Consider the following 23,832-nt stretch of genomic DNA (forward strand, 5'->3'; position numbering starts at 1 on the left):
CACCGGGGTCATTAACTTAAGACTATAAAGCTTGATATATCAGTTCCAAAAAGGCCTCAACTAAAAGTTGAAGCCTTTTTGTAGCTAATTTATAAAAGATAAATTTTAGCCTTTGTCTTTGGGACTATCATTGCCATATGAATTTTTAAGATTAATTTGACCATTTTTCTTTTGACTAATTAACTCGCCCTTATTTTTTTGCGCTAATTGTTTGCCAAAGGCTAACGCATCTTCTTTGCGATCAAAGACTTTACGAGCTCGTTCAGCGCCTTCAACTTTAACGGCCCATTGCTCGCCATGGGTAGTAACCCAAACATTTTTACCATTTTTTTCTTCACTCATTGTGTTTACCTCTCTTCTATTTATTTAGACACTATTAATTATACAGCACATTTCAGAAAGCGTTATCATTTTTGCATTGGATAAATTGTAGCCAGAGGTGACTCTAAAATAATTACCATTAAAATAGCGGCTATTATAAATCCTATTGTAGCAATTAAAAATAGCTTTTTTCGTTGGTAGCTATTTTTTTGCCGATCAAAGCTAAAGACAAGACTAAAGCTAGAGACAATGATTAAAATACTGGTGAAAAGCAGTAAAGTAAAGTTGTAGTTCATCGGTTTCCTCATAATTAAAACGATTATAGTAATTAAAACATAAAAACTTGTTTTTTAGCAGTTAAGTTATTACTATTAAAATGGAGGTTTTTATGACTAAAATAAAAGTAATGATGGTTTTCGGCACAAGACCGGAAGCAATTAAAATGGCACCGCTAGTACTGAAATTACAAGCCGATGATCGCTTTGATGAAATCACCGTAGTTAGTGCACAACATCGAGAAATGCTTGACCAGGTACTTACCATTTTTAATATTCAGCCGGACTATGATTTTAATATCATGAAAAAGAATCAATCATTAGAAGAAATCACCGCAAAAGTAATGCTTGATCTTGCTAATGTGATTAAAAAAGAAGAACCAGACCTTGTTTTAGTACATGGCGATACTACAACTAGTTTTGCGGCTAGTCTTGCTAGCTTTTATGAGCAGTGTCCAATTGGTCATGTAGAAGCTGGTCTTAGAACTTGGAATAAATATTCGCCATTTCCTGAAGAAATGAACCGCCAAATGACAGATGATTTAGCTGACTTATATTTTGCGCCAACTAAAACAAGTAAGGCCAACTTACTACGAGAAAATCACCAACTAGAGCGAATTTTTGTTACCGGTAATACAGCAATCGATGCACTCGAACAGACAGTTCAATCAAACTACCATCACGATGTGCTGGACTTAATTCAACCAGGTAATCGGATTATTTTGGTAACAATGCATCGGCGTGAAAATCAAGGCCAACCAATGAGACGAGTTTTCAAAGCAATGAAACAGATTGTTGCTGAACATGATGATGTAGAAATTATTTATCCAGTTCATCTTTCACCTAAAGTTCAAGAAGTTGCTTATGAAATTCTGGGTAATGATTCTCGGATACATTTAATTGCTCCTTTGGATGTCGTCGATTTTCATAATTTAGCTAAAAGAAGTTATTTTATTATGACGGATTCAGGTGGTGTACAAGAAGAAGCGCCAGCATTAAATAAGCCCGTACTAGTTTTAAGAGACACCACTGAGCGTCCTGAAGGAGTTAAAGCTGGTACATTGAAATTAGTTGGTACGCAACAAGCTGATGTCCGTTCAGCAATGCGTGAACTACTTGATAATAAAGATATTTATTTGCAAATGGCTAATGCCCAAAATCCTTATGGTGATGGTCATGCTTGTGAGCGAATTATGGAAGATATTGCTTATTATTTTGCTGATGGTCAAAAGCAACGACCAGCCGATTTTGAATAAAAAAATAAGTCACAATTATGTGACTTATTTTTTTACTATTTTTTTGCTTGATGTGACTTAATTTTTCTTTTAGCTCGTTCAATCATTGTTGATTCTTGGGCTTGAAATACGGAACGAGTGGTTAAATAATTAAAAATACCAACTAATACCTGATCAATAATTTTAACCCAAAGCGCGTTTAGTCCGAGCCAAGAAAGCCCAACTAGCATAATTAAGCTATCAGGAATAAGACTAATAATGCGGTAGGTAAAAAAGACAATTAACTTTTGCCAAGTGGAGTGCTTTTGATCAACATTATTAATAAAAACAGCTTTTTGATTAAACACAAACGAAGCTAAGTTGGAAATAATAAACGCAATTGTATTAGAAATTAAAACGGCACTGTGCCACCATTTATGCAGGATCATAAAAACCACGGTATTGATTAATGCTGCAATAAATCCAAAAATCATGTAAACCACAAGATTGCGATGTTTTGTGACTACTTTTTGTGCTAAATGATGAATTTTAGGATCAGTAATTGAATTAAATCTGTCAGTATTTATTTTTTTATCCTTAATCATTTAATTGGTCAGCCATTTCTTTTGCCGCATTTTCAATTTTAGAAATTGCTTCATCATCAGGTGCGTTTTCAATGGTAACTGGTTTAGTAATTTCCTTAGCTCCTACTTGTTTAAACATTTTTTCAAAATCAAAAACATTTTCGCAAAAATGGTCAGCATAAACCAGATCACCGCTACCCAGTACAGCAAAATATTTTCCAGTTAAGTTTAATTCTTTTAACTGTTCGTAAAAATCTGATATTTCATCGGTCATTGTACCTTCACCATAGGTATAAGTGACAAATATGCATAAATCACTGCTTAAATAATCGTTGGCATCAGTGAATTCAGCTTCGCTGGTTTCCACATCAAAACCATAATCTTGTAACTCTTCTTCTAAGATATCGGCTATATCTGCATTATTGCCAGTCATACTAGCATAAACAATTCTTGCCTTCATATTTTTTCATGCCTTTCACATATTTTCTATCATAGTATTATACATAATTTTGAACACTTAACGAAACTCTTTAGTAAACTTTTAAAAAACGCTATAATGTAAATAAATATCATTTTTTATAGAGGAGAAGTTAACTTTGATTACTATTAAATCCATTCGAGAATTAAAGGGGATGCAGGCTTCAGGACGTTTATTAGCGTCAATGTTTGAGTCTTTACGTGATGTAATTCAACCAGGAATAACAACCTGGGCAATTGAAGAATTTTGCCAAGAATTTGTAAACAGTCGTGGCGGTCGCCTATCTGAACAAGGCTTTGAAGGTTATAAGTACGGCACCTGTATTTCGGTAAATGATCAAATTGCTCATGCAACTCCGCGTCGAGATACGATTTTACAAAATGGTGACTTAGTTAAAGTTGATGTAACGTGCAATTTAAATGGTTTTGAAACTGATTCATGTACAACTTATGCTGTTGGTGAAATTTCAGAAGCTGACCGTGATTTGATGGAAGTTACAAAAAAGTCAATGTATTTAGGAATTGATCAAGCTATTTTAGGTAACCGCATTGGGGATATTGGTGCCGCCATCCAACACTATGTAGAAGATGAGCACAATTATGGTGATGTAAAAGAATTGGTTGGTCATGGTATTCAGCCTAGTATTCACGAAGATCCCGAAGTTCCTCATTGGGGTAAAGCTGGCCATGGTTTACGCCTTCGCGAGGGTATGACCATTACCTGTGAACCAATGGTAGAAGCTGGTGGAGATTGGCGGATTATTCAAAAGACAGTTGATGATCCAAATGATGATTGGGTATTTTATGCTACACCAGATGGTTCTAAATCGGCTCAATTTGAGCATACTTTTGTAATTACGGCAGATGGTCCTAAAATTTTAACACTGCAAAAGCCATATGATGGGTTAGAAAAATATTTACCTCACTTTGATGAAATGGATGACTAAGGTGAATGGGTAAAAAAGTTGCAACAATTAGCCAACGGCTAGCTTTGTATTATAAAACAATCTCACTTAAGTTTACGCAAGGTGAGGTATTAACTAGTGCAATTTCAATGGCCTATTATGTTTTGTTTTCAATATTTCCTTTAATTATTATTATTGGAAATATCTTGCCATTACTTCACATTGACACTGCACCAATCGCTAGCTATTTGAAACTGATTTTTCCTGATCGAATTGCTGGGTTTATTATGCCAATTATTAATTCGCTTTTAAAAAACAACTCAACTGGTTACATTTCTTTTGGTATTATATTGGCATTGTGGTCAGTTTCTTCCTTGGTTAATGCGATTCGAATTGGAATGAATCGTATTTATGGTGTACGAAAAGTTGAGTTGCAACAAAATTGGCCGATTGCAGTATGGACAAGATCAATTACAATAATTTTAACTAATTTGATGATTATTAGCTTTAGCTTGCTTAGTTTAACTTTTATTTTTGGTCAACAAATATTAGAATTTTTACGACCAATCTTTGCAATTTCAGTAGGCGAGTTGGAGAAGATATTCAATTTCCGCTATCCGGTCGTAATTATTACAATGATTAGTAGCTTGTATTATTTAAATTATTTTTTACCCAATATTAAACTTAAAAAAAGAGTTATCTGGCCAGGGGTTTTTACAACTTTGCTAGGTTGGTTAAGTTTATCCTGGCTTTTTAGTTATTATTTACATCATTTTCATATTAGCTGGGAAAATTATGGTATTATCGGTACTTTTATTATTTTCATGTTATGGTTGAATCTCTGTTCAATTCTTTTTCTAATTGGTACTTGCGTGAATGCAGCAATAGTATCGCTTAATTATGGCGAAGTGCAATATTCTGTGGGACATTTAGCCGAATATATTCAAAAAAAACGGCACCATTAATTACTGGAATCGAATAGTTGAATCTGATATATTAAGCACTGAAAGAATGTAAAAGAAAGTGTATAAGGTATGAAAGTAAGGAAAGCCATTATTCCGGCAGCTGGCCTTGGTACGCGGTTTATGCCTGTTACCAAAGCAATGCCCAAAGAAATGTTACCAATTGTCGATAAACCTACAATTCAATTTATTGTTGAGGAAGCAAAAAACTCTGGAATTGAAGATATTTTAATTGTTACTGGAAAAAATAAGCGAACAATTGAAGATCATTTTGATTCTAATCCTGAATTAGAGCAAAATTTACAAGAAAAGGGCAAAACTGGGCTATTGAAGATGTCACAAGAGATAACTCACTTGGGTATCAATATTTATTATACGCGGCAACCGTATCCTGCTGGATTAGGTGATGCAATAGCTCGAGGGCGCAGCTTTGTGGGCGATGAACCCTTCGTTGTAATGCTTGGTGATGACTTGATGATGGACGAGGTTCCACTAACAAAGCAATTGATTAACTGTTACAATGAGACGCATGCATCGACCATCGCGGTTATGCCGGTACCACATGAAGAAGTCTCTAAATATGGGGTAATTGAACCAGCTAATGAGATTATGCCGGGGTTAATTAACGTTAAGTCTTTCGTAGAAAAACCGGCTATCGATAAGGCGCCAAGCGATTATGCAATTATTGGACGCTATTTATTAACACCTGAAATTTTTGCAATTTTAGCTAAGCAAAAGCCAGATAAAGGTGGAGAAATCCAATTGACTGATGCCATTGATACCATGAATAAGACGCAACGCGTGTTTGCCCATGTCTTTAAGGGGACGCGCCACGATGTTGGTAATAAAGAAAGTTATCTTGAAACTTCGGTTGAGTATGGATTGAATCATGCGGAAACTAAAGATGCCTTACGGAAATATATTATTAATTTAGGTCAAAAACTTCAAGCTGAAGAGCAAAAGAGTAAGTAATATTGGGTATTAAATTGAAGCCACTGTTAAGTGACTTCTTTTTTGTGTAAATTTTTCTAAATGTCAGTTTAATTACTATTAATCGTTTCTAAAATTAAGTAATATCGAATTGAATAATTTTTATACTGGGGGACAGACTTGATGAAAGATATTTTCATTGTTGCGGCTAAGAGAACACCTTTTGGTCGTTACCGCGGATTATTTGCGCAAGAAAGCGCAGTAGACTTGGGTACTATTGCTTTACGTGAAACACTAAAAAGTATCGGGTTAAAGGCTACTGAGCTGGATGCTCTTTTTATGGGTAACGTGTTGAGTGCGGGTTTAGGACAAAATATGGCCCGTCAAGTATCTTTAAAGGCTGGAATGAGTCAAAAAAGTACAAGCGTTACAATAAATGATGTTTGTGGTTCAAGTTTAAAAGCTCTGCGCCTTGCCCAAGGGCAAATGGAGTTAGGTGACTTTGATTTAGTGGCCGTTGGCGGCTCTGAAAGTATGACTAATGCGGTATATTATGCTAAAGATAAGCATGATTCAAACTTGCAAAGTGAAATGCTTAATAATGGACTAACTGATGCTTTTTCGGGCCTGCATATGGGCCTTACAGCGGAAAAGGTAGCAGATAAGTACCACGTTTTGCGTTCAGAAATGGATGAATATAGTCTTAATTCACATCAAAAGGCAACTAGGGCAGTAAAAAATGGTTATTTTGAGAACGAAATAATCAAAATTGCTCATGGCAAAGAAGTAATTGATTGGGATGAAAATATTCGTGCAGATACTAGTATGGATGCTTTAAATAAATTAAAACCAGTATTTAAAGAACATGGGCAAATAACAGCTGGTAATGCTTCACCATTAAGTGATGGTGCTAGTATAGTAATTTTAGCCACTCAAGAAAAAGTTAAAGAATTAAATTTGCAACCACTAGCACGTCTAGGAGCATATACTGAAGCTGGTACGGACCCGGCTTATATGGGCTTTGCACCTTATTTTGCAGTTAAAAAATTATTAGATATATCTAAGCGTCAAATTGCTGATTATGATGTAATTGAAGTTAATGAGGCGTTTGCTGCTCCAAGTATAGCATTGGCTAAAGCCCTATCAATTCCAATGGATAAACTAAATATATTTGGTGGTGCTATTGCCATAGGGCATCCTTTGGCAGCAACCGGAACTAGGCTAGTTGCTACTGCAATTAATGAATTGCAACACGTTACTGGTAAAACAGCCTTGGTCACACTTTGTATTGGTGGTGGTCAAGCAATTGCTTATGAAATAAATAGAGATTTTTAAATGAAGTTTTATGAATTAACTCCGGAAAAAAGGCGCTTATGGCTTAAACAACAAGGGATTGAACTAGATGAGATTGATCAGCAAACTTTACATGCACTTAATCAGTTGAGTGAGAATGTTGTAGGACAATTAAGTTTGCCAGTTGGTTTGGTCAAAAATTTACGAGTTAATGATCATAGCTACTTGGTCCCATTGGTAACTGAAGAGCCTTCAGTAGTTGCGGCTGCTAATCATGGCGCTAGTCTATTTGCTCAAAGTGGTGGTGTCACAGCAAGAAGTTTTCGAAATGGTATTTATGGTCAGATTGTTTTAGAAATTTCTGAAGTTTTTATCATTGATAATTTAAAAAACTATTTACCTAACTTAATTGCTAAGACTAATAAGCAGTTTGCTAGTTTAGTTAAGCATGGTGGTGGAGTTAAGGAGGTTAAAATTAAGCGGCAAAATACGCTGCTTTACCTAAGGGTATTAATTAATCCAGCAGAAGCTATGGGTGCTAATCGGGCAAACTCAATTTTGGAGTATATGGCTAGCGAGTTAGCTAATTACAGTGGTATTAAGAAAAAATTGTTTGCAATTTTATCAAATTACCCCAGTCAATTAACTTCTTGCAAGGCAAAATTGCATGTCAGTCTAGTTGGCGGGGCAGAAGTCGCAACTCGAATAGCTTTGTTAAGCCAAATTGGACAAACGGATCCGTATCGAGCCGTGACTAATAATAAAGGAATTATGAATGGAATTGATGGTGTCCTTTTAGCAAGTGGTAATGATACTAGAGCTGTTGAAGCAGCTTGTGGTGTATGGGCTAGCCGTCAGGGAACTTATCGCAGCTTAAGTAGTTGGCAAGTTGAAGGTGAAAACTTATTGGGTCAATTAACCGTTCCTTTAGCGCTTGGAACCGTGGGCGGATCAATTAATTCCCGAAAAGATGTCCAGCAAAATTATCGTATTTTGGGGCAAGGAATAACTAGTCAAGTTTTAGCTAATATAATTGCTGCAGTTGGCTTAGCCAATAATTTAGCTGCTTTACTGGCAATTGCTACAACAGGTATTCAAGCAGGACATATGAAATTGCAGGCTAGAAATGTTATTGCTAATCTTGTTGCTAGCCCGCAGGAAAAAAGGGATGTTCTAGCCTTAATGACTAAGCAACATTTATATTCGCAAACAGACGCACAAAATTTTTTGAAACAATTAAGAGAGGAAAAATAATGCAGGTCGGAATTGATCAAATTGGTTTTTATACACCAAACAAATATGTAGATATGCTAGATTTGGCACATGCTCGAGGAGTAGAGCCCAATAAATATTTAATTGGCATTGGTCAGAGTAAGATGAGTGTAGCCGATCAATCGCAAGATGCTGTTTCAATGGGGATTAACGCAACTTTGAGTTATATTAATAAAGTGGATCTCGAACAAGTTGGTTTACTTATTATGGGTACGGAAAGTGGCGTTGACCAATCTAAATCAGCTTCACTCTTTGTTAAAAGTGCTTTAAAGTTGCCTCCCGAGGTGCGAACTTTTGAAATTAAGGAGGCATGTTTTGGGATGACTGCTGGCATTATGGTTGCGCGTGACTATGTTCGTTTACATCCTGAACATAGCGCAATTGTGATTGGTAGTGATATTGCGCGGTATGGCTTAAAAACGGGTGGTGAAGTAACTCAAGGTGCTGGTAGTGTTAGTGTATTGATTAAGGCCAATCCGCGTATACTTGCGTTAACTAGTGGTCATAGTGCTTATAGTGCTGATATTAATGATTTTTGGCGCCCAAATAATTCAGCAGTTGCCTTAGTTGATGGTAAATATTCTACTGAGGTTTATTTAGATTTCTTTCAGCGGACTTTTCAAGCATATAAGTCTAAGCAGAAAATGACAACGGCTGATTTTACGGCAATTTTATATCATTTACCTTTTGTTAAAATGGGCTTGAAGGCGAATCGACTAGCAGTAGCAGAGCAAGATGCAAAAACGAAAAAGCGTTTGGAAGCAAATTTTACCGCCTCTACTTTATATAGTAAGCAGGTTGGTAATATTTATACTGCCTCACTTTATTTAGGCTTATTGAGTTTATTAGAAAATGGAACACTATCAGCTGCAGACACAATTGGACTATTTTCTTATGGCTCTGGGGCAATGGGTGAGTTCTATGCCGGAAAAGTAATGGTTAATTATAAGCAAGCTTTGAATAAGGTGGCCGATGAGAAAATGATTGCGCGTAGACAACAACTAACTATTGCTGATTATGAGCAAATTTTTAAGCAAGCTTTACAATTACCAGCGGATAATATTGAATTAAGCAGTGATGAAGCTTCTGGATATTGGTATTTTGCCGGTACTAAAAATCATGTTCGTCAATATCAACGTAAATAATTTAAGAGGATCAATTCGATCCTCTTTTTTGGTGAATAACAACTGGAAAAAATTCATAAAAGAATTGTATTAAGTAAAATTTTTAATGACGGTCTTATTGAAGATAAATTGCATTTTTTTCTGGCACAATTTGGACACCATATAAAGTAAATTTTTGCTCATTTAGTAGCACATAAAGCGGAATACTTAAGCCGTATAAATTTTTAACTAGGTAAATGACTTTGGCCTTTGTCATTGGCAATTTCCCGGGATATAACAGACCTGCGCTACTAGTAATTTTTAACTGCGTAAGTGGGTAAACCTGGTTATCAATACTAAAAAATAATTTGGTTTGTTGATTTAAATCGGCAGTCAATTGTAATAAATCAGTTAATCTCATAAATTTCATCCTATACAAACTAAAAATGTTATACTATTGAATATTGTATTAAGAAAAGGTGGCTTCACATTGAAACGAATAAAACACAAAAAGTTGTGGCTATCATTGAGCGCAGTTACTTTGCTGGTTTTTGTTATCTTCATTGGAGCAGGATGCTATTTCTTCAAAATGGCATGTGTTCCTGGACCTAAGAGTTTTTTGAGTTCTTCGAGCAATAAACTCAAAAAATCTGATCCCCTATATAAAGAAAAGCTGTGGTTTAAAAAAATTAATAAACAAAAATGGTATATTAATTCTGCTGATAATCGTTATCAGTTAGATGCTAATTATATCCCTAAGTCTGGTTCAAACAAAACCGTAATTGTTTTACCAGGTTATATGGATACTAAAGAAGACATGGGTGAGTACGATGCTCTTTTTCACGAGTTAGGCTACAATACTTTAACACCTGATCCTCGTTCACAGGGTAAGAGTGAAGGAAAGTATATTGGCTATGGTTGGCCCGAAAAAGATGATATTAAAAAATGGATTGACTTAGTTCTGGAAAAAAACGGTGCTAAGCAACAAATTGTGGTTTATGGTTTGAGTATGGGAGCAGCCACTGCAATGATGGTTAGTGGATTAAAATTACCGCACCAAGTCAGAGCCTTTATTGAAGATTGCGGCTATACCAGTGTTAAGGATGAAATTGAGCATGAGGCACAAGTTCTTTATAATATGCCAGCATTTCCGCGCTTTCCATTAGTTGAAATCTTGAGTGGTATTAATAGAATTAAGGTTGGGTATTTTATGAATGATGGCTCAAGTGTTAACCAATTACATAAAAATCAACGTCCAATGTTATTTATTCATGGTGATCGTGATACATTTGTTCCTACTAAAATGGTTTATACTAATTACTCTGCAACTAGAGGTCCTAAAAAGTTGTGGGTAACTCCTAATTCTAAGCATGCAAAGTCTTTTGCTGATCATCCTAAGCTTTATCGGCAAAAGATTGGTGATTTTTTGTCGCGGTATGTGAAGTAATTATTGACGGATAAAAAGAGTTGACACAGTTTGAATGATTACTAACAGGTGGACCATAAATTTTAATAATTACTAGTCTAAGGCTTGATGTTGATTTTTAATCGATATTAAGCCTTTTAGTCGGCTCAAGTGAAACAGCCAACCGGCCGCAAAACAATTTGCTATCAATTTAAGCTTAATTATAGCAAATATTGCATAACCTAATTTTTTCATTTGCAGTCCGCTTTGCTGGTAAAAGTTTTGAAAAACAAAATCGCTCAGGATACAGTTTTCGCTAATTTTTAGCATTAACAAGCAAATTGACAATAAATACTTTACCTGCTGGCGGCTTCTCTAGGCCCAGTTAAAACATTAAGCAAAGTTGTTTTGCCGGCACCACTATTGGTCTGCTTCGAGGTTGCAGTTAATGCTTTCGAATATATTTTTTTCTTGATTATGCAAAGGTCCGCGTAAAAATTATAGCCTGCCCCAGTAAAATGGCTGACAAGAGTTTAAATTAGCTTTTAAATGTATATTTGAACAAAAAAGCACACAAAAATACGACCTCCGAAATTATTTTAATTCCGAGGGTCGTATCAAAACATTGCAATCACCTTTTTTGTTTTGAATGTGAATAAAACGGGAACTAGTCTTATTTGCAACTACACGCTAAATCACTTAATAAATTTATCCTCCAAAAAGTGACATTATTCTTACCCCAAAAACATGTCCATAATCATTACCACTCAAGTATTCCTAATGCTATAAACCAAATGAGTGCAATTATGATGCCATCTGTTTGTTGTCTTTTTATTCTCACGTTTTCAGTCTCTGCCTTATTAGCATTAATGTCTCCAATTAAACTTGCAAACAACATACTTATTTCCCAGATTATAAGACTTATAAAAGATCTCATGCTATGCTCGAGAAGTAATGCCTGTAAGGGAAAAAGAAAGAAAATACAATTTACACAAGTGGTTTGATAATTACCATATAATTTTTTAAGTAGTTTCATATAATTACCATAAAACCTTATAAATGTTTAACGAACATTAGCAAACCGCATTGCCCACAGTATGCATAAGTGTCTTATAACCATATCCGAAAACCGCACCTGCCAATGGAGAACCCAGTGCCGAACCGGCCCCCATAAAAACAGTTCCTAGGGCATCACCAGTATATTTAAAAGTATTACTGCACAACATTCTATTCTTCTTTTTTCTTAAGAGCGGATTTTCATTTTCCCCCAAAAATAGTATATCTGCCATTTCCATAACTACCTAATCTTTTTGATGTAAGCTTAATTATAATATAATATTACTATACATGTATAAATATGATTATATACAATGAAGTTAAAAAAAGTAACATATTTTTTTGTTTATTTGTTAAGTTTAAGCTTTCTACGACCAACACTTGTAAATGCAGAAATGGATACCGCATCAGTATCTTCAAATAATATAAAAGCCATTATTGATTATCAAAATAAAACTTATTCTAAATCAGTTGCTGGTTTCAAAAAAATATCTCCCCAAAAAATATGATTATCTTTTTTGGGAAAAGAAATCTTGCCCATTCTATCGTGCATTTGTTCCTAAACTTGCTGAAATTAGTCAAAAACGTCACATAGAAATTTATTATATTGACACAACAAACACCGATACAGTCCCCATACTTAAAAAAATGCGTAAACATTTTAAAGTAACAGGTGTACCTTGTCTTACAATGATCAAAACTTACAAATCTTTTAAAACACTGAATCGTGCTAAGACAAGTCTTTCTAAATTTTTAACAAAGCAGTTTTAATAATAAACAGAATAAAAGTCGCTCTTAACAGAGCGACTTTTATTCTGTTTAACAATTTAACCCAAGATTACCTTTTCGATAAAATCACCCAAATTACCATTAAAATTTTTCCTTGGTATTTCATGCGGAGTATCGAGATAATCATCGGTAAGATACCAACCATGGATCACATTTTTTCCATCATCGATATACATTATTGCGCCATACCGACTTTTAGCTCCCTTACTCTTGTCGTAAAACATTCTATAACGTCCAGTTAGGTTGTTTTCATGCCAGTCAAACCAATTCCCATTAGAGCTCTGCTATATAGTTTTAATGTCGCATAAGCTCTCCTTTATTATTTAATTGATTTTACAAAAGTGATTTGTCAATCATCAAACTTCTGGATGATTTTATAAACACCATCATTGTATCTGCCTATGGCCCCATCTATAAAGTTTAGACAGTTGTTTTACAATGATAATCACCATTGTTTAAAAAGTTCCAATGTATGGCTTTACCAACGGCCAAAAAACAAAAATGAGTTAAAAACCTATTCGAAATTTGTTCTCAATATTCATCAAATATACAAAGAGCAATATATTTCACGTTTGCTAGCAACCATTACGTCATCACTCATGGTTTTACCAAAAAGGTGCAAAAAATGCCGGCAAAGGAAATCAACAAAGCCAAGGCACTTCGTGATAATTACAAAGGAGATAATGACAATGAGTAAAATTGACGACTATATTAGCAAAAGAAGCCAGGACAGTTCTGAATTTGCCCAGGCTGTGACACAGTACAATATCAACCTTGAGGTTGCAGTTCAAGTTAAGCAACTACGTGATAGTCTGGGCTTAACGCAAAGGAAATTTGCTAATCTGGTAAACAAGCCGCAATCAACAATTGCAAGAATTGAAAATGGCTCATTTAACGCTTCCACTATGTTGCTAAGCGAAATTGCTCAAGCGGTCAATAGAAAAGTAAAAATTGAATCCACGCATGCTTAATTTTATATTGAATCTAAAGGAAAAAGTAAATTTATAGCTTTTTCTACTATCTCTTAAAGCAGTTAGTTCAATAGAGCCCACCCTATTATTCATATTAAAATTTGTGCTATACCTATTTTGGTTACAGTTCATTAGTAAAAAGTAAAGTAGACCAATTGTTCTGTGACAAAATGTCGGAGGCAAATAATAAGCGTCTAATATCAAACAAATAAAATTATAAAAACATGTGTAAAAAATAAATAGCATGTTATAATTTTAACAGTAAAGCGATATCATTATGAAAAAACATAAATCATAACAGAAAGAAGGCCTATTTAATGTTAAAAAAATTAACCACAGCTCTTGCAACTAGTGATACATCAGCTCCATATGAATGGCATCACATAGATGATGGAGATTGACTGTTTGGCGTTTATGGAAACATATAAACATAGTAGTCGGAATCATACTGCAGCGGCTAAAAATGCCAATGGCGATGGTAGACGCGATTATGCCCGTGCAGGATCAACCGCCTTTTCAAAGGTTAATGTAGCTATCAAAGGAAATAAATTTAGAGGATAATTTTATGAAAAAAATATTATCATTTAGCATGATACTCTTTTTAACTTTTTCTGGAATATTGATCATAAGTTCTTCGATTAACAGCTATTTCAACCAAGTACTGTATTATCAGCAAAAAGAGGTAGCATTACAATTACGAGACAATGCAAATTATTCAAGCTTAATTAATCAGCTTCAAAAAGCAGCAACAGGAACTACCAGTGTATCCCAGTATTTTTTTACTGGGCAAAATGACTTGATTATTTATAGTGCTAATACAAACTTACCCATCAAAAGAGGAACCGCTTCTAGCAGTGACGTTACAAATTATAAAAAAACAGGGTCAGCGTTACTGCTTCCAAACTCGCAATACAAAGTTAAATTATATCCATTTAACAAGATAAAAAATTTGGGGTTAAATAATGTCTTTTATGTACGTGGAAATGTTGCTAAAATTACCAGAATAATGCGTCACTTTGGTATAGTTAAAATAAAATCGGAAGTTAACGAAACTGCTCCTGAAAATAATAATAGAATAAATTTTATTACACTAGCGCTTCTCACAGGAATAGTATCATTAATTTCGTTAATGTTTGTTATTATAAAAGAACGACAAGCTGTTATATTACGAAAATTTTTTGGTTACCGACTTATTAATAATGTATATCAATCTTTTCGAAGTATATCGGTTGCAATAGTTATTGCAATAATTACTAGTGTAATATTACTAATTATTTATGCAGCCTATAACAATATGTTGATTTACTATAAAACATTTGTGTCATCATTATCAGTATTTTATGCCAGTTACTTATTTTTAATAATTTTGATTTATGGTGCTGCAAAAAGTATACAAGCAAAGTCTCAAATAACTTCATTTAACTGGGCAAGAGGTTCATTAATGGTTACAGCTGCTAGTGCAATAGGATTTATAGTCTGCATTTTACTTGTTAGTATTAAGATTCCAGCAATTCATCAAGATTTTTTATATTATCAAAAACAAATAAAAAGTCTTAACTCCTGGATATCGACCAAAAATATATATCAAACGAATGTAACTAATCAGTTGGATCGAACTGAAGTGACTTACGATATTAGTGCGAAAGATTTGTGGCAACGGCTTAAAAAACAACATAAAACTTTTGTTGTTTTTTTCTGATAACCTATTAGGTACTTATGGTGTAGTTAGACGTGGTTCAACTAAGCGGCTAGTTCCGTGGTACAAAATTAATTCTGATAATAAGTCAGTACAAGATTACATAATTCTTCCTTCTGGACGAGCCATTACTGCAGACATAAATTATTTAAAACTGTCTAAAACAAAGTTAGTAAGTGGAGCCAAGATAGCTGAGTTACAACCAACACTATTTACAAAGATTTTAATAGTACCAGAAAAATATAAAAAGTTTGAATCTCGGATTCGTTCTAATTATTTATCTGAATTTCTGTTTCAATTGAATACTGATTTTAAAGATTGGCGTCATAGAGAACATACTCCAAAATTCACCCGTAAAAATTTAAAAATAAAGATAGTTTATGCTAAAAACGGACAAAATTATTTTACTTATAATCCTAACTCTGGTGATAATTTACCATCTAATATGGTTAGAGATCCAATCATAAGACTATTTGATAACTATCAGAATAGCCTTAGTTATGGCAACCTATTTACTTTGAATGGAGGTTTCTTCTTTTTTAATAAGCATGTTGGCCAAGCCTATGATCAAATAAAACCGCAACTTATTGAAAGTAGAATGGGAAGTACTATAAATTATGTAACCTCTATCTATACGCAAAAGGCACAACTTGTTCAACAAACTCAAAAAGATGTAAGTATGACATTAACTCAATTGATCCTGTTTAGTGTTATTTCTTTTGTTTTGCTTTCTGTGTTAATAAGTCAATATTATATGTTACGTGAAAGAGAAATTATAGTTAAGCGTTTAATGGGCTATCCAATTTATAAGATTATTTTTAACTTTATAATTTTTATTGTTAGTATTTTTGTAATCTCTAGTATAATTTCTGTTTATCTAGCACATGCAATAGATTGGTTAAGCCTGGTAATATCAGGGTTACTTTGTGTTGCAGCTATAGCATTATCATTTATTATAATTATATATGATATACATAATAGAAATAGAACAATGGGGAGTGATTAGTGAATGATAATTGTAAAAGAAGTATCAAAATATTATAACAGCACACCAGTATTGCAAAACATCAATTTAGAAATACCACAGGGTTCTTTTTGTAGTATTTCGGGAGAAAGTGGGGCTGGAAAAACAACATTTTTAAAAATTGTTGCCGGAATAGAAAAGCCCACTTCTGGACAGATTATTTTAGATAATACCGAATTAAGAAAAATTAGTTATCCAGATTTATGGGGAAAACGCTTCTCGTTTGTATTTCAAAATTATTTTTTGCTAGACGACAAAACTGTTAAGGATAATTTAAAGTTAGCAAAAAGAAAAATCAGTGAAGACGAAATGCTAAAAGTGTTATCTCGTGTTGGCTTACAATCAGAATTATTAAATCAATCAGTATATAAATTAAGTGGCGGTGAAAAGCAAAGAGTGGGTATTGCGAGAGCAATTATTAAGCCGTTTGATGTACTTATTGCTGATGAACCGACAGGCAATCTTGATTACCAAAATGCTCAAGCCGTGACTAAAATTTTTAAAGATATACAATCATATAATAAAACAATTATAGTGGTTTCACATGACGATAATTTTCAAAAAGTTGCAGATCAAAAACTCTATCTTAAAGATTATAAATTAATATCTGAATGAAACACATATTGTTTTGCCCAATATATTGTAGAATATAAAAATAAGTATTAGGTATTTATGTGGCTAAAAGAGTCTATGCCATGCGTTAGAATTAGCGCTGGCGTTTACCTCATTTATTATTGTCTTGTTGACTTATATCGACAATCATAAGTAAATAAAAAGACCGTTCCAACATAATTTTGACAGATTATATTGGGACGGCCTTTTTGATTAAAGCATAATTTGCCAACCGCTCTCAAAACAATTTGTTTTGAGAGCGGTTGGCAAATGTACAGTATTCTAAATGATAGCGGTCCTTTAGTTTTGGAGTTAATCTTACTTAAAAAATCAATCTTGCAATCTTGGCATCTCATTCTTAGTGATATAGTCAATAACCTTGACATACTGACCCTTGTGGCGGATTACTATGTATTGCCGACTTGGATCATTTCCACCAACATATTTTATCTTATACGGCAATTTTTTGCCCGACTTGTTAATCGCCTGTACATTGTAATATTTTTGCGTATGCTTAGGCACCTTGGCATAATCAGTTTCCATCTTAATCATTGGATTAAGATAGTCAGTGTATTGGTTATGAATTAGTAACAGGGCAGCACATAAAATAGTAACAACAATAATAATTGTAAGACCCAATTTTTTCATTTGTATACCTCTTTGTTGGTAATCGTTATTTTCTTATTGGCAATTTTAATTACATAGTCACATTGCTGCCAAACTGCTGGGTCATGCGTTGCAATTACCACTGTTGCAGTTGGATCAAATCCAGTCAGCAGGGTCTTTAAGACTATCTTACCATTATCTGCATCAAGTGAACCAGTTGGTTCATCAGCAAAAATCTCTTTCGGCTCTTTTAAAATTACTCGTGCTAATGCTACCCGTTGCTGTTCTCCACCACTTAGCGTGTAAATTTTTTGCTTCAATGGTATACTGGCCAACCCAACCTGACTTAAAGCAGCCTTCATTTTGGCATCGGCCTCTGTTTTAGCCAATTTTTGATTGGCTAATCCAAGGCGCAGATTCTGTCTAACCGTTTCCGTATCGATTAAAGCAAAGTTTTGAAAAACAAACCCGCAATCTTCACGATACAGTTTTCGTTGATTTTTAGCATTAACAAGCAAATCGTCAATAAATACTTTACCCGCTGTCGGCTCCTCTAACCCACTTAAAACATTAAGAAAAGTTGTTTTGCCAGCACCACTATTGCCCACTATGGCATAACTTTTGCCTGTTTCGAGGTTGCAGTTAATGTTTTCGAATATAGTTTTTTCTTTAAATTTTTTGGTAAGATGTTCTACTTTAATCATTTTATGACTCCTAATTCCCGTGATTAAGGGTAATCAATAAATTGTGCTGCGCACGCCAATAAGTTAATAAGATAACGCCGGCCTCTAGCAACAGGTAAACGTAGACAACCGGCATTAAGGACAGGTAGTGCAACCTAGTTAAACTTAGGGCAATTACCAAGAAGTCTAGTCCTAAGTTAGTTAGCAAGAAGCTTCCCATCAAATGAGCATTCGACCTACCAAACACTCGATAAATTGCTATCTTGCGACGCTGACTCTGCAAAAAGGTTGTACTAACAAACACAATGATAAAGATCAGCTGCAGTAGCGATAACATAGTTGTAATGGTTAAAATGAGCAATTGTCGATTAGCATTTCTTTGATATTCAGCTATTCGTGCTTTCTGACTAGTAATACCAATAGTGTAAGATTTTATTCCCAAGTGCTTAATTAAGTTTTCAAGTTGCCGAAAGTTCGAAAACTGAACCAATTTTTGACTAATACTTGCTAAATAAAAGTTATCTGATAACAGCTTGTTGTTCACAACTATAATCAAGGGGTTCATCGAGAGCGATGACGTAATTTCGTAACCAACTGTGTAATTAAAAATATTCTGTCCGTTGGCAATGGGTACAACTTGAATAGGTGGTAGCTTTTTTTTCTGCTTTTGATAGTAATTAGGTAAAGTCTGTTGAAATTTAAGAAAGTTTCGTAGCTGCTTCTTAGCCTGTTTTACTTGGTCTAACCGGTTATATGGGATTAATAGAAAAACTTTGTTAGCAGTAAGCCTAGTAGGATTAAAATTAAGTTTACTATTCTTAATAAAATTATTATTGGCAATAATTACATTGCCATTTTCAGGCTCAGTATCACGCATTGCTGGGTGAAATTGTTGCGAATTCTGGGCAACAATTGTTCCAGGTGACTGCACCACTAATTTATGGATCATTCTACCTATTTTATTTTCTTCACGATGGTTATCAGGATTCCAAGCAAGTTCAAGTGAATAAGTATTTTTTTGCCTTTGCCATTTATTAATTATATTAGTATCTCTAATATAAATTTTATTGTGATTAGTTAAAGAAATGGTGTTAATCATAATCAAAGCTAGCAGAAGTATCTTTAAAACATAGCCAATTAGTAAGAAAATATATGTTGTTTCTGCTCCCTTAATTGCCTGATAAGGGTCAATCAACGCTAAAACTACATAAGATATAGTATTCAAAACCAAAAAGCTCAAAAAGACAATTGATAGTAGAACTAAAGCATAGGGCAAAAAGAAACGCCAGCCGCTGATTGTAAAGGTAGTTAGCCCCCAGATAATCATCGCTAACATAATTACCCCCAAAGCTCCAATTAACATAGGAGATTCATCTTTCAAATCGTTCTTAATTATCTGCCAGTCGCTTAAGCCATTAATCTTCATAATTGCATAAGCTTTAAAGCGAAAAACTTTCTCTAGTACCATCACAATAAATAAAGTGCCAATAATTCCAATCAAGACAATTAAATCAAATTTTGAAAAATTAGCTACAACTATTTGCCCCAAACTTTTTACTGATAAGGAATTATCTATAACCTCCGTCTTTAATCCAAGGGTATGGAATTTTGACAATATTTGGCCTAAAGCTTCATTTTTGGCATTAGTGCAATATAGGCCATTAATTTCTTCTAAATTTAGCTCGGTATTCGTCAATTTTTTAATAGCTTCAGCTTGATATAGTGAATAGTCATTAATTGGAGTCCCAAAATTGTAAACCACCTTGCTTTGTTGCCCGTTAAACTTATTAATGCGTAACTTAACTAAAGAACTATTTTCAGCTTGAGCTACTTGCTTCAACTTAGTAAAAATTGTCTTTTTTTTGACCTTTTTAGTGTACTGTTTGCTAGTTAATTGTTTCTGCCATTTGGCAATTACTTTTGGGTTCCAACTAGTAATGTTTATAATGGTATTGTTTTCTGGGATTGAATTATTATCATACTCACGAATAAAGTCTGCAAATAAGGCAAGCACGACAACCGTGATTAGAGAATAAAAAACAATTTTTGTTTTCCGCAGCATCTTTAAACCTCATGTTATTAAAAAACTCACGAGTAAAGTCGTGAGTTTAATTATTTTTATTATTAATTAAAATTAGCTTATATCATAATAAGCAGTATTTCCGTGTGGAGCTTTAGGAGCAGACGCTCTTGACTGAACACCCTTTGGTTTCCAATCACTACTTACAAGTTGAAGCAAGAGCAGGGAGACTAGTCATGCCAAGTGTAGCAATTGTAGCTACACCAGCAACAATTTTCTTTAAATTTTTCATAATATTCCTCCTAAATAAGATTATTATCTGTTATACCATTATTCATAATTACTATAATAATTGAATGAAACAGACGATCCATATTACTACCTCACAACTATAAAAATTAATTTTTATATGGTTATATTAACTCGTTTTTTAAAAACAAATGCAAAAGTGGTATAAATGCTACTTTTATAGCAAATATGCCAGTTTTATTAGCAAAATTGACTACAAGTTACTTATTTTCTATCAGAAAGTCTTTAAGTTCATTACTGTATTCAGTCATGTCTGCCAAAGCTATATTTCGGATAACGTCATAGCACTGATCTAAGTAATGTTCTTCTGATTTTTCTTGGTATTGTAATAGGCCTTTAAAGAAAAGCAATAAAGTTTTATAAAAGTATATTTCCGGTATAGTAGCAATTTCTTCGGCACTATTGATATAAAAATCTACTTCTTGGTAGCGCTTTTCCTTAATGCAAAAAATCAAAATATTAATTATTATTCCCAAAATGTTTTTTTGAATAGAAATTGAATTATTGTTTTTAAATTGCGTAACTGCGCGTTTACTGATGACTAAATTTTCATCTAAATTATAAAAAGATATACAATTGCAATAAAGTTTAAGGGTATTAGCATCAAAAACATCGGCAACAAAGATTCGGTTTTTCATGTTTTCTAAGGTAGCCGCATCAATACTAGAATAGTCATCATCAATGATCGCTATGTAAATATTAAGCAGCATTAAATGCTCTTCTTTATTCGGCAAATCTCCCTTAGCAATCTGATTATAAAGCTTGAGCAAATCAGCCCTTTTCCCGTTATAATAGGCCTTATTAGCGGCCAAACGTAATGCTCGATCTTCTGAGCTTATTAAGCGATCATGTGGATTTAACTTCTCAAAAAATTCTATTACCGAAATTTTATTTGCATGCAACAGGTCAATCAGATCATCTGCGGAGATGCGGTTCAGTCCTTTTTCCACACGCGCATAAAAAGACGGGCTAAGTACATTTTTTGCCCAAGCCTTTTTAGTTGCAGCGTGCATTAAGCGATATTTTTTTAATAGTTCACCAATTTCCATTATTAACTCCTTTAGCCTAATTTCTTTTACACTTTTTTATTGTGGAATTGATTTATAATAATTGCAATCCTAATTGAAAATTATTAAGCAAAACTATTATTATGTTAAATAATTAATTGAATTGCTTATTTAGTGCCAAAATGCCGGGGGTAAATACTAAATGACCCCAACTGCAAAACATGTTAGATTAGATCCGTGAAGATGATGTGGCAATTGTAACCGAACTTGATCGCTTAGGGTGCAATAAGCAAGACTTAACTAAGATTATGGGTGCAATCAAAACAAAGGGGGTAACTCGCTAAACAATGTTTGGCTTAAAGTCCCATCTCATAACTTGGTAAAGTTAAATTTTAGTGTTTATCTGTGTTTTGTTGAATGTGGGTCAACGAACTCGTTATGAGCTAATAAAAATATAATCATAATTTTTAGATATTGCCGCAAATGATAATGACATGTCCTTGTTCTTTTACATAGTCTGTAGCTTCACACATTTTCTTTCTTTCCTTTTTTCAAATTCAGGAATTTAATTTTCTCTCGCCCAAGGGCAATTCACTTAATGATGGTTTAATTTAACGGGCACTTTTTTGCAGGCTTAAGAACGGAAATCTTTTCTAGGTACGAAGCTGGCTATCACAATTTACTTGAATTAAGGCAAGTGATTAATGATTATCTGCATAAGGTGCAGACTAAAAGGCTTAATGCCAATTGAAGATTGCCAGCAAGCCTTAGCCCAGTAATTATTAAAATTTATTAGTTCAACTTTTGGAACTTACTTTAAATTGTGTCAGTTTTTTATTATCTTAAAGTTAACTTAACAATACATTCACACCGCGGTGTTTGCGGTAGCATATCGACGTTTTCGATTAAACGAACATTATAAACATCACTAAGTAAAACGAGATCTTGCGCTAGCGTAGATGGATTACAAGAAATATAAACAAAAGTTTTGGGTTTAATTTTTAGTAAAGTCTTAATTAAACTTTTGGCTAAACCTGTTCTAGGTGGATCTACGATTAGTGCATCGATTGAGACCCCATTTTGCTCTAGTTGAGGAAGAATTTTTTCAACACTACCTTGGATATAGTTGGCGTTATGTAAGTGATTTAATTTAACGTTATGGTTAGCGTCTGCAACAGCTTCTGGGATAGTTTCAATACCAATTACTTGTTTAACTTGATCAGCTGCTAAGATTCCTAAAGTTCCCACTCCACTATAAGCATCAATTAGGGTGTCCTCTGGACCTAAATCTAAAAACTTCAGAGCATGTGAGTAAAGTGTTGCGGTTTGGACTGGATTAAGCTGGAAAAAGGCTCGTGGTGAGAGAGCAAATTTTTTCGTTAAAATCTCATCAATAATTTGATTTTTACCCATTAGTTTGGTGGTTTTATTACCCCAGACCTGTGGATTGTGCCAATCTGTCTCATTTTGAAAGACACTGACAACATTTGGTAAATTAATAATTTCGGCACTTAATGCCGGTAAGTTTTTAATAAGATGACCAACGGTTACTAAAGTAACCTGTATTTCGTTAGTTGCTTGGGCTTGACGGACTACAATAGTTTTTAAACCATCTGTATGGCGGTATGGATTGGCAATCGCTACGTGAAACTTTTCTACTAGCTCTTTAATTTGGCGCTCAATTTTTTGCGTTTTTTCACTCTGGGTTGGCATAATGGGTAAGTCATATAGCTGGTGGGAATTAGGCGCAAATAAACCTAAATTAATCTGCCCATGATCTTGTTCAATTTGATATTGAGCTTTGTTACGGTAGTGCCATTGATTGGGTGCTGGAATTGTGGGCTTGACTTTATATTTGTTATAACCGCGGGGATGATATTTTTTCAAGGCTTCTAAAACATTATCCCGTTTAAATTTTAGTTGCTTTTGATAGGACAGATGGGCTAATTCTAAGCCGCCAATTGCTAAATCTACTCCCGCAGGAAAATCTACTCGATCAGGACTTTTTTCTTTGATGCGAACTAGTTCAGCCTGAATGTAATGGGGGAATTCTTTAATAATTTTGGCAACTACCACTTCATCAGGTAGTGCATTTGGAATAAAGATAATTTTTTTACGATAATAGCCAATACCTTCGCCATTAATGCCAAGTCTTTTAATCGTAATAATTACATTTTTTTCGTTAGTCATTGTTTGCTTAACTTTTTGGTTCATAATTTTTTCTTTCTACAATAAAAATATTAAGGGTTAATAACATATTCTACTCTATCGAAAAAGTTTTTAGCAAGAAACAAAGAAATTTGTTAGCATAAAAGAGA

General features: G+C 34.0%; 25 protein-coding genes and 1 pseudogene. 14 read left to right on the forward strand and 12 right to left on the reverse strand.

Going from position 1 to position 23,832, the window contains the following annotated elements; translation table 11 throughout:
• Window positions 1-105 precede the first annotated feature (105 nt).
• Window positions 106-342 (reverse strand): DUF2188 domain-containing protein, encoded by a 237-nt coding sequence (locus tag BM203_RS04100; protein WP_090092965.1) that lies wholly within the window; start codon window positions 340-342, stop codon window positions 106-108.
• A 65-nt stretch (window positions 343-407) separates the two neighbouring features.
• Window positions 408-617 (reverse strand): hypothetical protein, encoded by a 210-nt coding sequence (locus BM203_RS08520; RefSeq protein WP_090092967.1) that lies wholly within the window; start codon window positions 615-617, stop codon window positions 408-410.
• Between the two features lie 92 nt (window positions 618-709).
• Between BM203_RS08520 and wecB the strand changes: the two genes are divergently transcribed.
• Window positions 710-1,852 (forward strand): non-hydrolyzing UDP-N-acetylglucosamine 2-epimerase, encoded by a 1,143-nt coding sequence (gene wecB / locus BM203_RS04110; protein WP_090092969.1) that lies wholly within the window; start codon window positions 710-712, stop codon window positions 1,850-1,852.
• A gap of 35 nt (window positions 1,853-1,887) precedes the next feature.
• On the opposite strand, the gene BM203_RS04115 is transcribed toward wecB, so the two are convergent.
• The gene (locus BM203_RS04115) at window positions 1,888-2,415 is read right to left on the reverse strand and encodes a GtrA family protein (RefSeq protein WP_090092970.1); all 528 of its coding nucleotides are present in this window, start codon (window positions 2,413-2,415) and stop codon (window positions 1,888-1,890) included.
• Window positions 2,408-2,854: a flavodoxin gene (locus tag BM203_RS04120; protein ID WP_090092972.1), complete on the reverse strand. Its 447-nt coding sequence runs from the start codon at window positions 2,852-2,854 to the stop codon at window positions 2,408-2,410. The genes BM203_RS04115 and BM203_RS04120 overlap by 8 nt, the downstream gene beginning before the upstream one ends.
• Before the next feature lie 136 nt (window positions 2,855-2,990).
• Between BM203_RS04120 and map the strand changes: the two genes are divergently transcribed.
• The 6 genes from map to BM203_RS04150 all read left to right on the forward strand — a co-directional run bounded on the left by map (window position 2,991) and on the right by BM203_RS04150 (window position 9,378).
• A complete protein-coding gene (gene map, locus BM203_RS04125; protein WP_090092974.1) occupies window positions 2,991-3,818 on the forward strand; it encodes a type I methionyl aminopeptidase in 828 nt (275 codons plus the stop codon).
• A 5-nt stretch (window positions 3,819-3,823) separates the two neighbouring features.
• A complete protein-coding gene (locus BM203_RS04130) occupies window positions 3,824-4,741 on the forward strand; it encodes a YihY/virulence factor BrkB family protein (RefSeq protein ID WP_090092975.1) in 918 nt (305 codons plus the stop codon).
• Window positions 4,742-4,810: 69 nt separating this feature from the next.
• Window positions 4,811-5,710, forward strand: coding sequence for a UTP--glucose-1-phosphate uridylyltransferase GalU (gene galU / locus BM203_RS04135; RefSeq protein WP_090092977.1), 900 nt, complete (start codon window positions 4,811-4,813; stop codon window positions 5,708-5,710).
• 141 nt (window positions 5,711-5,851) lie between these two features.
• Window positions 5,852-7,003: a thiolase family protein gene (locus tag BM203_RS04140; protein ID WP_090092979.1), complete on the forward strand. Its 1,152-nt coding sequence runs from the start codon at window positions 5,852-5,854 to the stop codon at window positions 7,001-7,003.
• A complete protein-coding gene (locus BM203_RS04145) occupies window positions 7,004-8,215 on the forward strand; it encodes a hydroxymethylglutaryl-CoA reductase (protein WP_090092981.1) in 1,212 nt (403 codons plus the stop codon).
• Window positions 8,215-9,378: a hydroxymethylglutaryl-CoA synthase gene (locus tag BM203_RS04150; RefSeq protein WP_090092983.1), complete on the forward strand. Its 1,164-nt coding sequence runs from the start codon at window positions 8,215-8,217 to the stop codon at window positions 9,376-9,378. The genes BM203_RS04145 and BM203_RS04150 overlap by 1 nt, the downstream gene beginning before the upstream one ends.
• 94 nt (window positions 9,379-9,472) lie before the next feature.
• Here the strand turns inward: BM203_RS04150 and BM203_RS04155 are convergent, their stop codons facing one another.
• Complete coding sequence (locus BM203_RS04155) at window positions 9,473-9,757, reverse strand: hypothetical protein (protein ID WP_090092984.1); 285 nt, start codon at window positions 9,755-9,757, stop codon at window positions 9,473-9,475.
• A 69-nt stretch (window positions 9,758-9,826) separates the two neighbouring features.
• Between BM203_RS04155 and BM203_RS04160 the strand changes: the two genes are divergently transcribed.
• On the forward strand, window positions 9,827-10,783 hold the full coding sequence (locus tag BM203_RS04160) for an alpha/beta hydrolase (RefSeq protein ID WP_228150095.1): 957 nt from the start codon (window positions 9,827-9,829) through the stop codon (window positions 10,781-10,783).
• Between the two features lie 1,031 nt (window positions 10,784-11,814).
• On the opposite strand, the gene BM203_RS04175 is transcribed toward BM203_RS04160, so the two are convergent.
• Window positions 11,815-12,030, reverse strand: a complete 216-nt coding sequence (locus BM203_RS04175; RefSeq protein WP_133158285.1) for a hypothetical protein — start codon at window positions 12,028-12,030, stop codon at window positions 11,815-11,817.
• Between the two features lie 594 nt (window positions 12,031-12,624).
• Window positions 12,625-12,810 carry a hypothetical protein gene (locus BM203_RS04185; protein ID WP_090092993.1) on the reverse strand — a complete coding sequence of 62 codons (186 nt, stop codon included), beginning with the start codon at window positions 12,808-12,810 and terminating at the stop codon, window positions 12,625-12,627.
• Window positions 12,811-13,106: 296 nt separating this feature from the next.
• On the opposite strand from BM203_RS04185, the pseudogene BM203_RS04190 reads away from it, so the two are divergent.
• The 6 genes and pseudogenes from BM203_RS04190 to BM203_RS04210 form a co-directional block, all read left to right on the forward strand.
• Window positions 13,107-13,283, forward strand: a pseudogene (locus BM203_RS04190) (type II toxin-antitoxin system RelE/ParE family toxin); the annotation flags it as partial.
• The gene (locus BM203_RS04195; protein ID WP_090092996.1) at window positions 13,276-13,557 is read left to right on the forward strand and encodes a helix-turn-helix transcriptional regulator; all 282 of its coding nucleotides are present in this window, start codon (window positions 13,276-13,278) and stop codon (window positions 13,555-13,557) included. The pseudogene BM203_RS04190 and the gene BM203_RS04195, both read left to right, overlap by 8 nt.
• A gap of 414 nt (window positions 13,558-13,971) precedes the next feature.
• A complete protein-coding gene (locus BM203_RS08425) occupies window positions 13,972-14,118 on the forward strand; it encodes a hypothetical protein (RefSeq protein WP_159428288.1) in 147 nt (48 codons plus the stop codon).
• Between the two features lie 4 nt (window positions 14,119-14,122).
• Window positions 14,123-15,256, forward strand: a complete 1,134-nt coding sequence (locus BM203_RS04200; RefSeq protein WP_090092997.1) for a hypothetical protein — start codon at window positions 14,123-14,125, stop codon at window positions 15,254-15,256.
• Window positions 15,243-16,259 (forward strand): hypothetical protein, encoded by a 1,017-nt coding sequence (locus BM203_RS04205; RefSeq protein ID WP_090092999.1) that lies wholly within the window; start codon window positions 15,243-15,245, stop codon window positions 16,257-16,259. Before BM203_RS04200 ends, BM203_RS04205 begins: the two co-directional genes overlap by 14 nt.
• Before the next feature lie 3 nt (window positions 16,260-16,262).
• Window positions 16,263-16,892, forward strand: coding sequence for an ABC transporter ATP-binding protein (locus BM203_RS04210; RefSeq protein ID WP_090093003.1), 630 nt, complete (start codon window positions 16,263-16,265; stop codon window positions 16,890-16,892).
• 327 nt (window positions 16,893-17,219) lie between these two features.
• Here BM203_RS04210 and BM203_RS04215 read toward each other — a convergent pair whose 3' ends face one another.
• The 5 genes from BM203_RS04215 to rlmD all read right to left on the reverse strand — a co-directional run bounded on the left by BM203_RS04215 (window position 17,220) and on the right by rlmD (window position 23,728).
• Window positions 17,220-17,537 carry a YxeA family protein gene (locus BM203_RS04215; RefSeq protein WP_090093004.1) on the reverse strand — a complete coding sequence of 106 codons (318 nt, stop codon included), beginning with the start codon at window positions 17,535-17,537 and terminating at the stop codon, window positions 17,220-17,222.
• The gene (locus BM203_RS04220; protein WP_090093006.1) at window positions 17,534-18,199 is read right to left on the reverse strand and encodes an ATP-binding cassette domain-containing protein; all 666 of its coding nucleotides are present in this window, start codon (window positions 18,197-18,199) and stop codon (window positions 17,534-17,536) included. The genes BM203_RS04215 and BM203_RS04220 overlap by 4 nt, the downstream gene beginning before the upstream one ends.
• Before the next feature lie 10 nt (window positions 18,200-18,209).
• A complete protein-coding gene (locus tag BM203_RS04225) occupies window positions 18,210-20,240 on the reverse strand; it encodes a hypothetical protein (RefSeq protein WP_090093009.1) in 2,031 nt (676 codons plus the stop codon).
• Window positions 20,241-20,707: 467 nt separating this feature from the next.
• A complete protein-coding gene (locus tag BM203_RS04230) occupies window positions 20,708-21,556 on the reverse strand; it encodes an Rgg family transcriptional regulator (protein ID WP_090093011.1) in 849 nt (282 codons plus the stop codon).
• Window positions 21,557-22,351: 795 nt separating this feature from the next.
• Window positions 22,352-23,728: a 23S rRNA (uracil(1939)-C(5))-methyltransferase RlmD gene (gene rlmD, locus BM203_RS04235; protein WP_090093013.1), complete on the reverse strand. Its 1,377-nt coding sequence runs from the start codon at window positions 23,726-23,728 to the stop codon at window positions 22,352-22,354.
• Window positions 23,729-23,832 lie beyond the last annotated feature (104 nt).

The organism is Lactobacillus bombicola, from assembly GCF_900112665.1.
In the GTDB taxonomy this organism is placed as follows: Bacteria; Bacillota; Bacilli; order Lactobacillales; family Lactobacillaceae; genus Lactobacillus; species Lactobacillus bombicola.

What these genes read in the sequence shown, in the direction of transcription:
- BM203_RS04225 (WP_090093009.1), bottom strand. Translation starts at nt 20,240, where the DNA reads ATGCTGCGGAAAACAAAAATTGTTTTTTATTCTCTAATCACGGTTGTC.
- BM203_RS04200 (WP_090092997.1), top strand. Translation starts at nt 14,123, where the DNA reads ATGAAAAAAATATTATCATTTAGCATGATACTCTTTTTAACTTTTTCT.
- BM203_RS04215 (WP_090093004.1), bottom strand. Translation starts at nt 17,537, where the DNA reads ATGAAAAAATTGGGTCTTACAATTATTATTGTTGTTACTATTTTATGT.
- BM203_RS04220 (WP_090093006.1), bottom strand. Translation starts at nt 18,199, where the DNA reads ATGATTAAAGTAGAACATCTTACCAAAAAATTTAAAGAAAAAACTATA.
- rlmD (WP_090093013.1), bottom strand. Translation starts at nt 23,728, where the DNA reads ATGAACCAAAAAGTTAAGCAAACAATGACTAACGAAAAAAATGTAATT.
- BM203_RS04195 (WP_090092996.1), top strand. Translation starts at nt 13,276, where the DNA reads ATGAGTAAAATTGACGACTATATTAGCAAAAGAAGCCAGGACAGTTCT.
- BM203_RS04120 (WP_090092972.1), bottom strand. Translation starts at nt 2,854, where the DNA reads ATGAAGGCAAGAATTGTTTATGCTAGTATGACTGGCAATAATGCAGAT.
- BM203_RS04185 (WP_090092993.1), bottom strand. Translation starts at nt 12,810, where the DNA reads ATGTTTTACGACAAGAGTAAGGGAGCTAAAAGTCGGTATGGCGCAATA.
- BM203_RS04230 (WP_090093011.1), bottom strand. Translation starts at nt 21,556, where the DNA reads ATGGAAATTGGTGAACTATTAAAAAAATATCGCTTAATGCACGCTGCA.
- BM203_RS04115 (WP_090092970.1), bottom strand. Translation starts at nt 2,415, where the DNA reads ATGATTAAGGATAAAAAAATAAATACTGACAGATTTAATTCAATTACT.
- BM203_RS04175 (WP_133158285.1), bottom strand. Translation starts at nt 12,030, where the DNA reads ATGGCAGATATACTATTTTTGGGGGAAAATGAAAATCCGCTCTTAAGA.
- BM203_RS04210 (WP_090093003.1), top strand. Translation starts at nt 16,263, where the DNA reads ATGATAATTGTAAAAGAAGTATCAAAATATTATAACAGCACACCAGTA.
- BM203_RS04145 (WP_090092981.1), top strand. Translation starts at nt 7,004, where the DNA reads ATGAAGTTTTATGAATTAACTCCGGAAAAAAGGCGCTTATGGCTTAAA.
- BM203_RS04100 (WP_090092965.1), bottom strand. Translation starts at nt 342, where the DNA reads ATGAGTGAAGAAAAAAATGGTAAAAATGTTTGGGTTACTACCCATGGC.
- BM203_RS08425 (WP_159428288.1), top strand. Translation starts at nt 13,972, where the DNA reads ATGGAAACATATAAACATAGTAGTCGGAATCATACTGCAGCGGCTAAA.
- BM203_RS04130 (WP_090092975.1), top strand. Translation starts at nt 3,824, where the DNA reads ATGGGTAAAAAAGTTGCAACAATTAGCCAACGGCTAGCTTTGTATTAT.
- BM203_RS04140 (WP_090092979.1), top strand. Translation starts at nt 5,852, where the DNA reads ATGAAAGATATTTTCATTGTTGCGGCTAAGAGAACACCTTTTGGTCGT.
- wecB (WP_090092969.1), top strand. Translation starts at nt 710, where the DNA reads ATGACTAAAATAAAAGTAATGATGGTTTTCGGCACAAGACCGGAAGCA.
- BM203_RS04150 (WP_090092983.1), top strand. Translation starts at nt 8,215, where the DNA reads ATGCAGGTCGGAATTGATCAAATTGGTTTTTATACACCAAACAAATAT.
- BM203_RS04155 (WP_090092984.1), bottom strand. Translation starts at nt 9,757, where the DNA reads ATGAGATTAACTGATTTATTACAATTGACTGCCGATTTAAATCAACAA.
- galU (WP_090092977.1), top strand. Translation starts at nt 4,811, where the DNA reads ATGAAAGTAAGGAAAGCCATTATTCCGGCAGCTGGCCTTGGTACGCGG.
- BM203_RS08520 (WP_090092967.1), bottom strand. Translation starts at nt 617, where the DNA reads ATGAACTACAACTTTACTTTACTGCTTTTCACCAGTATTTTAATCATT.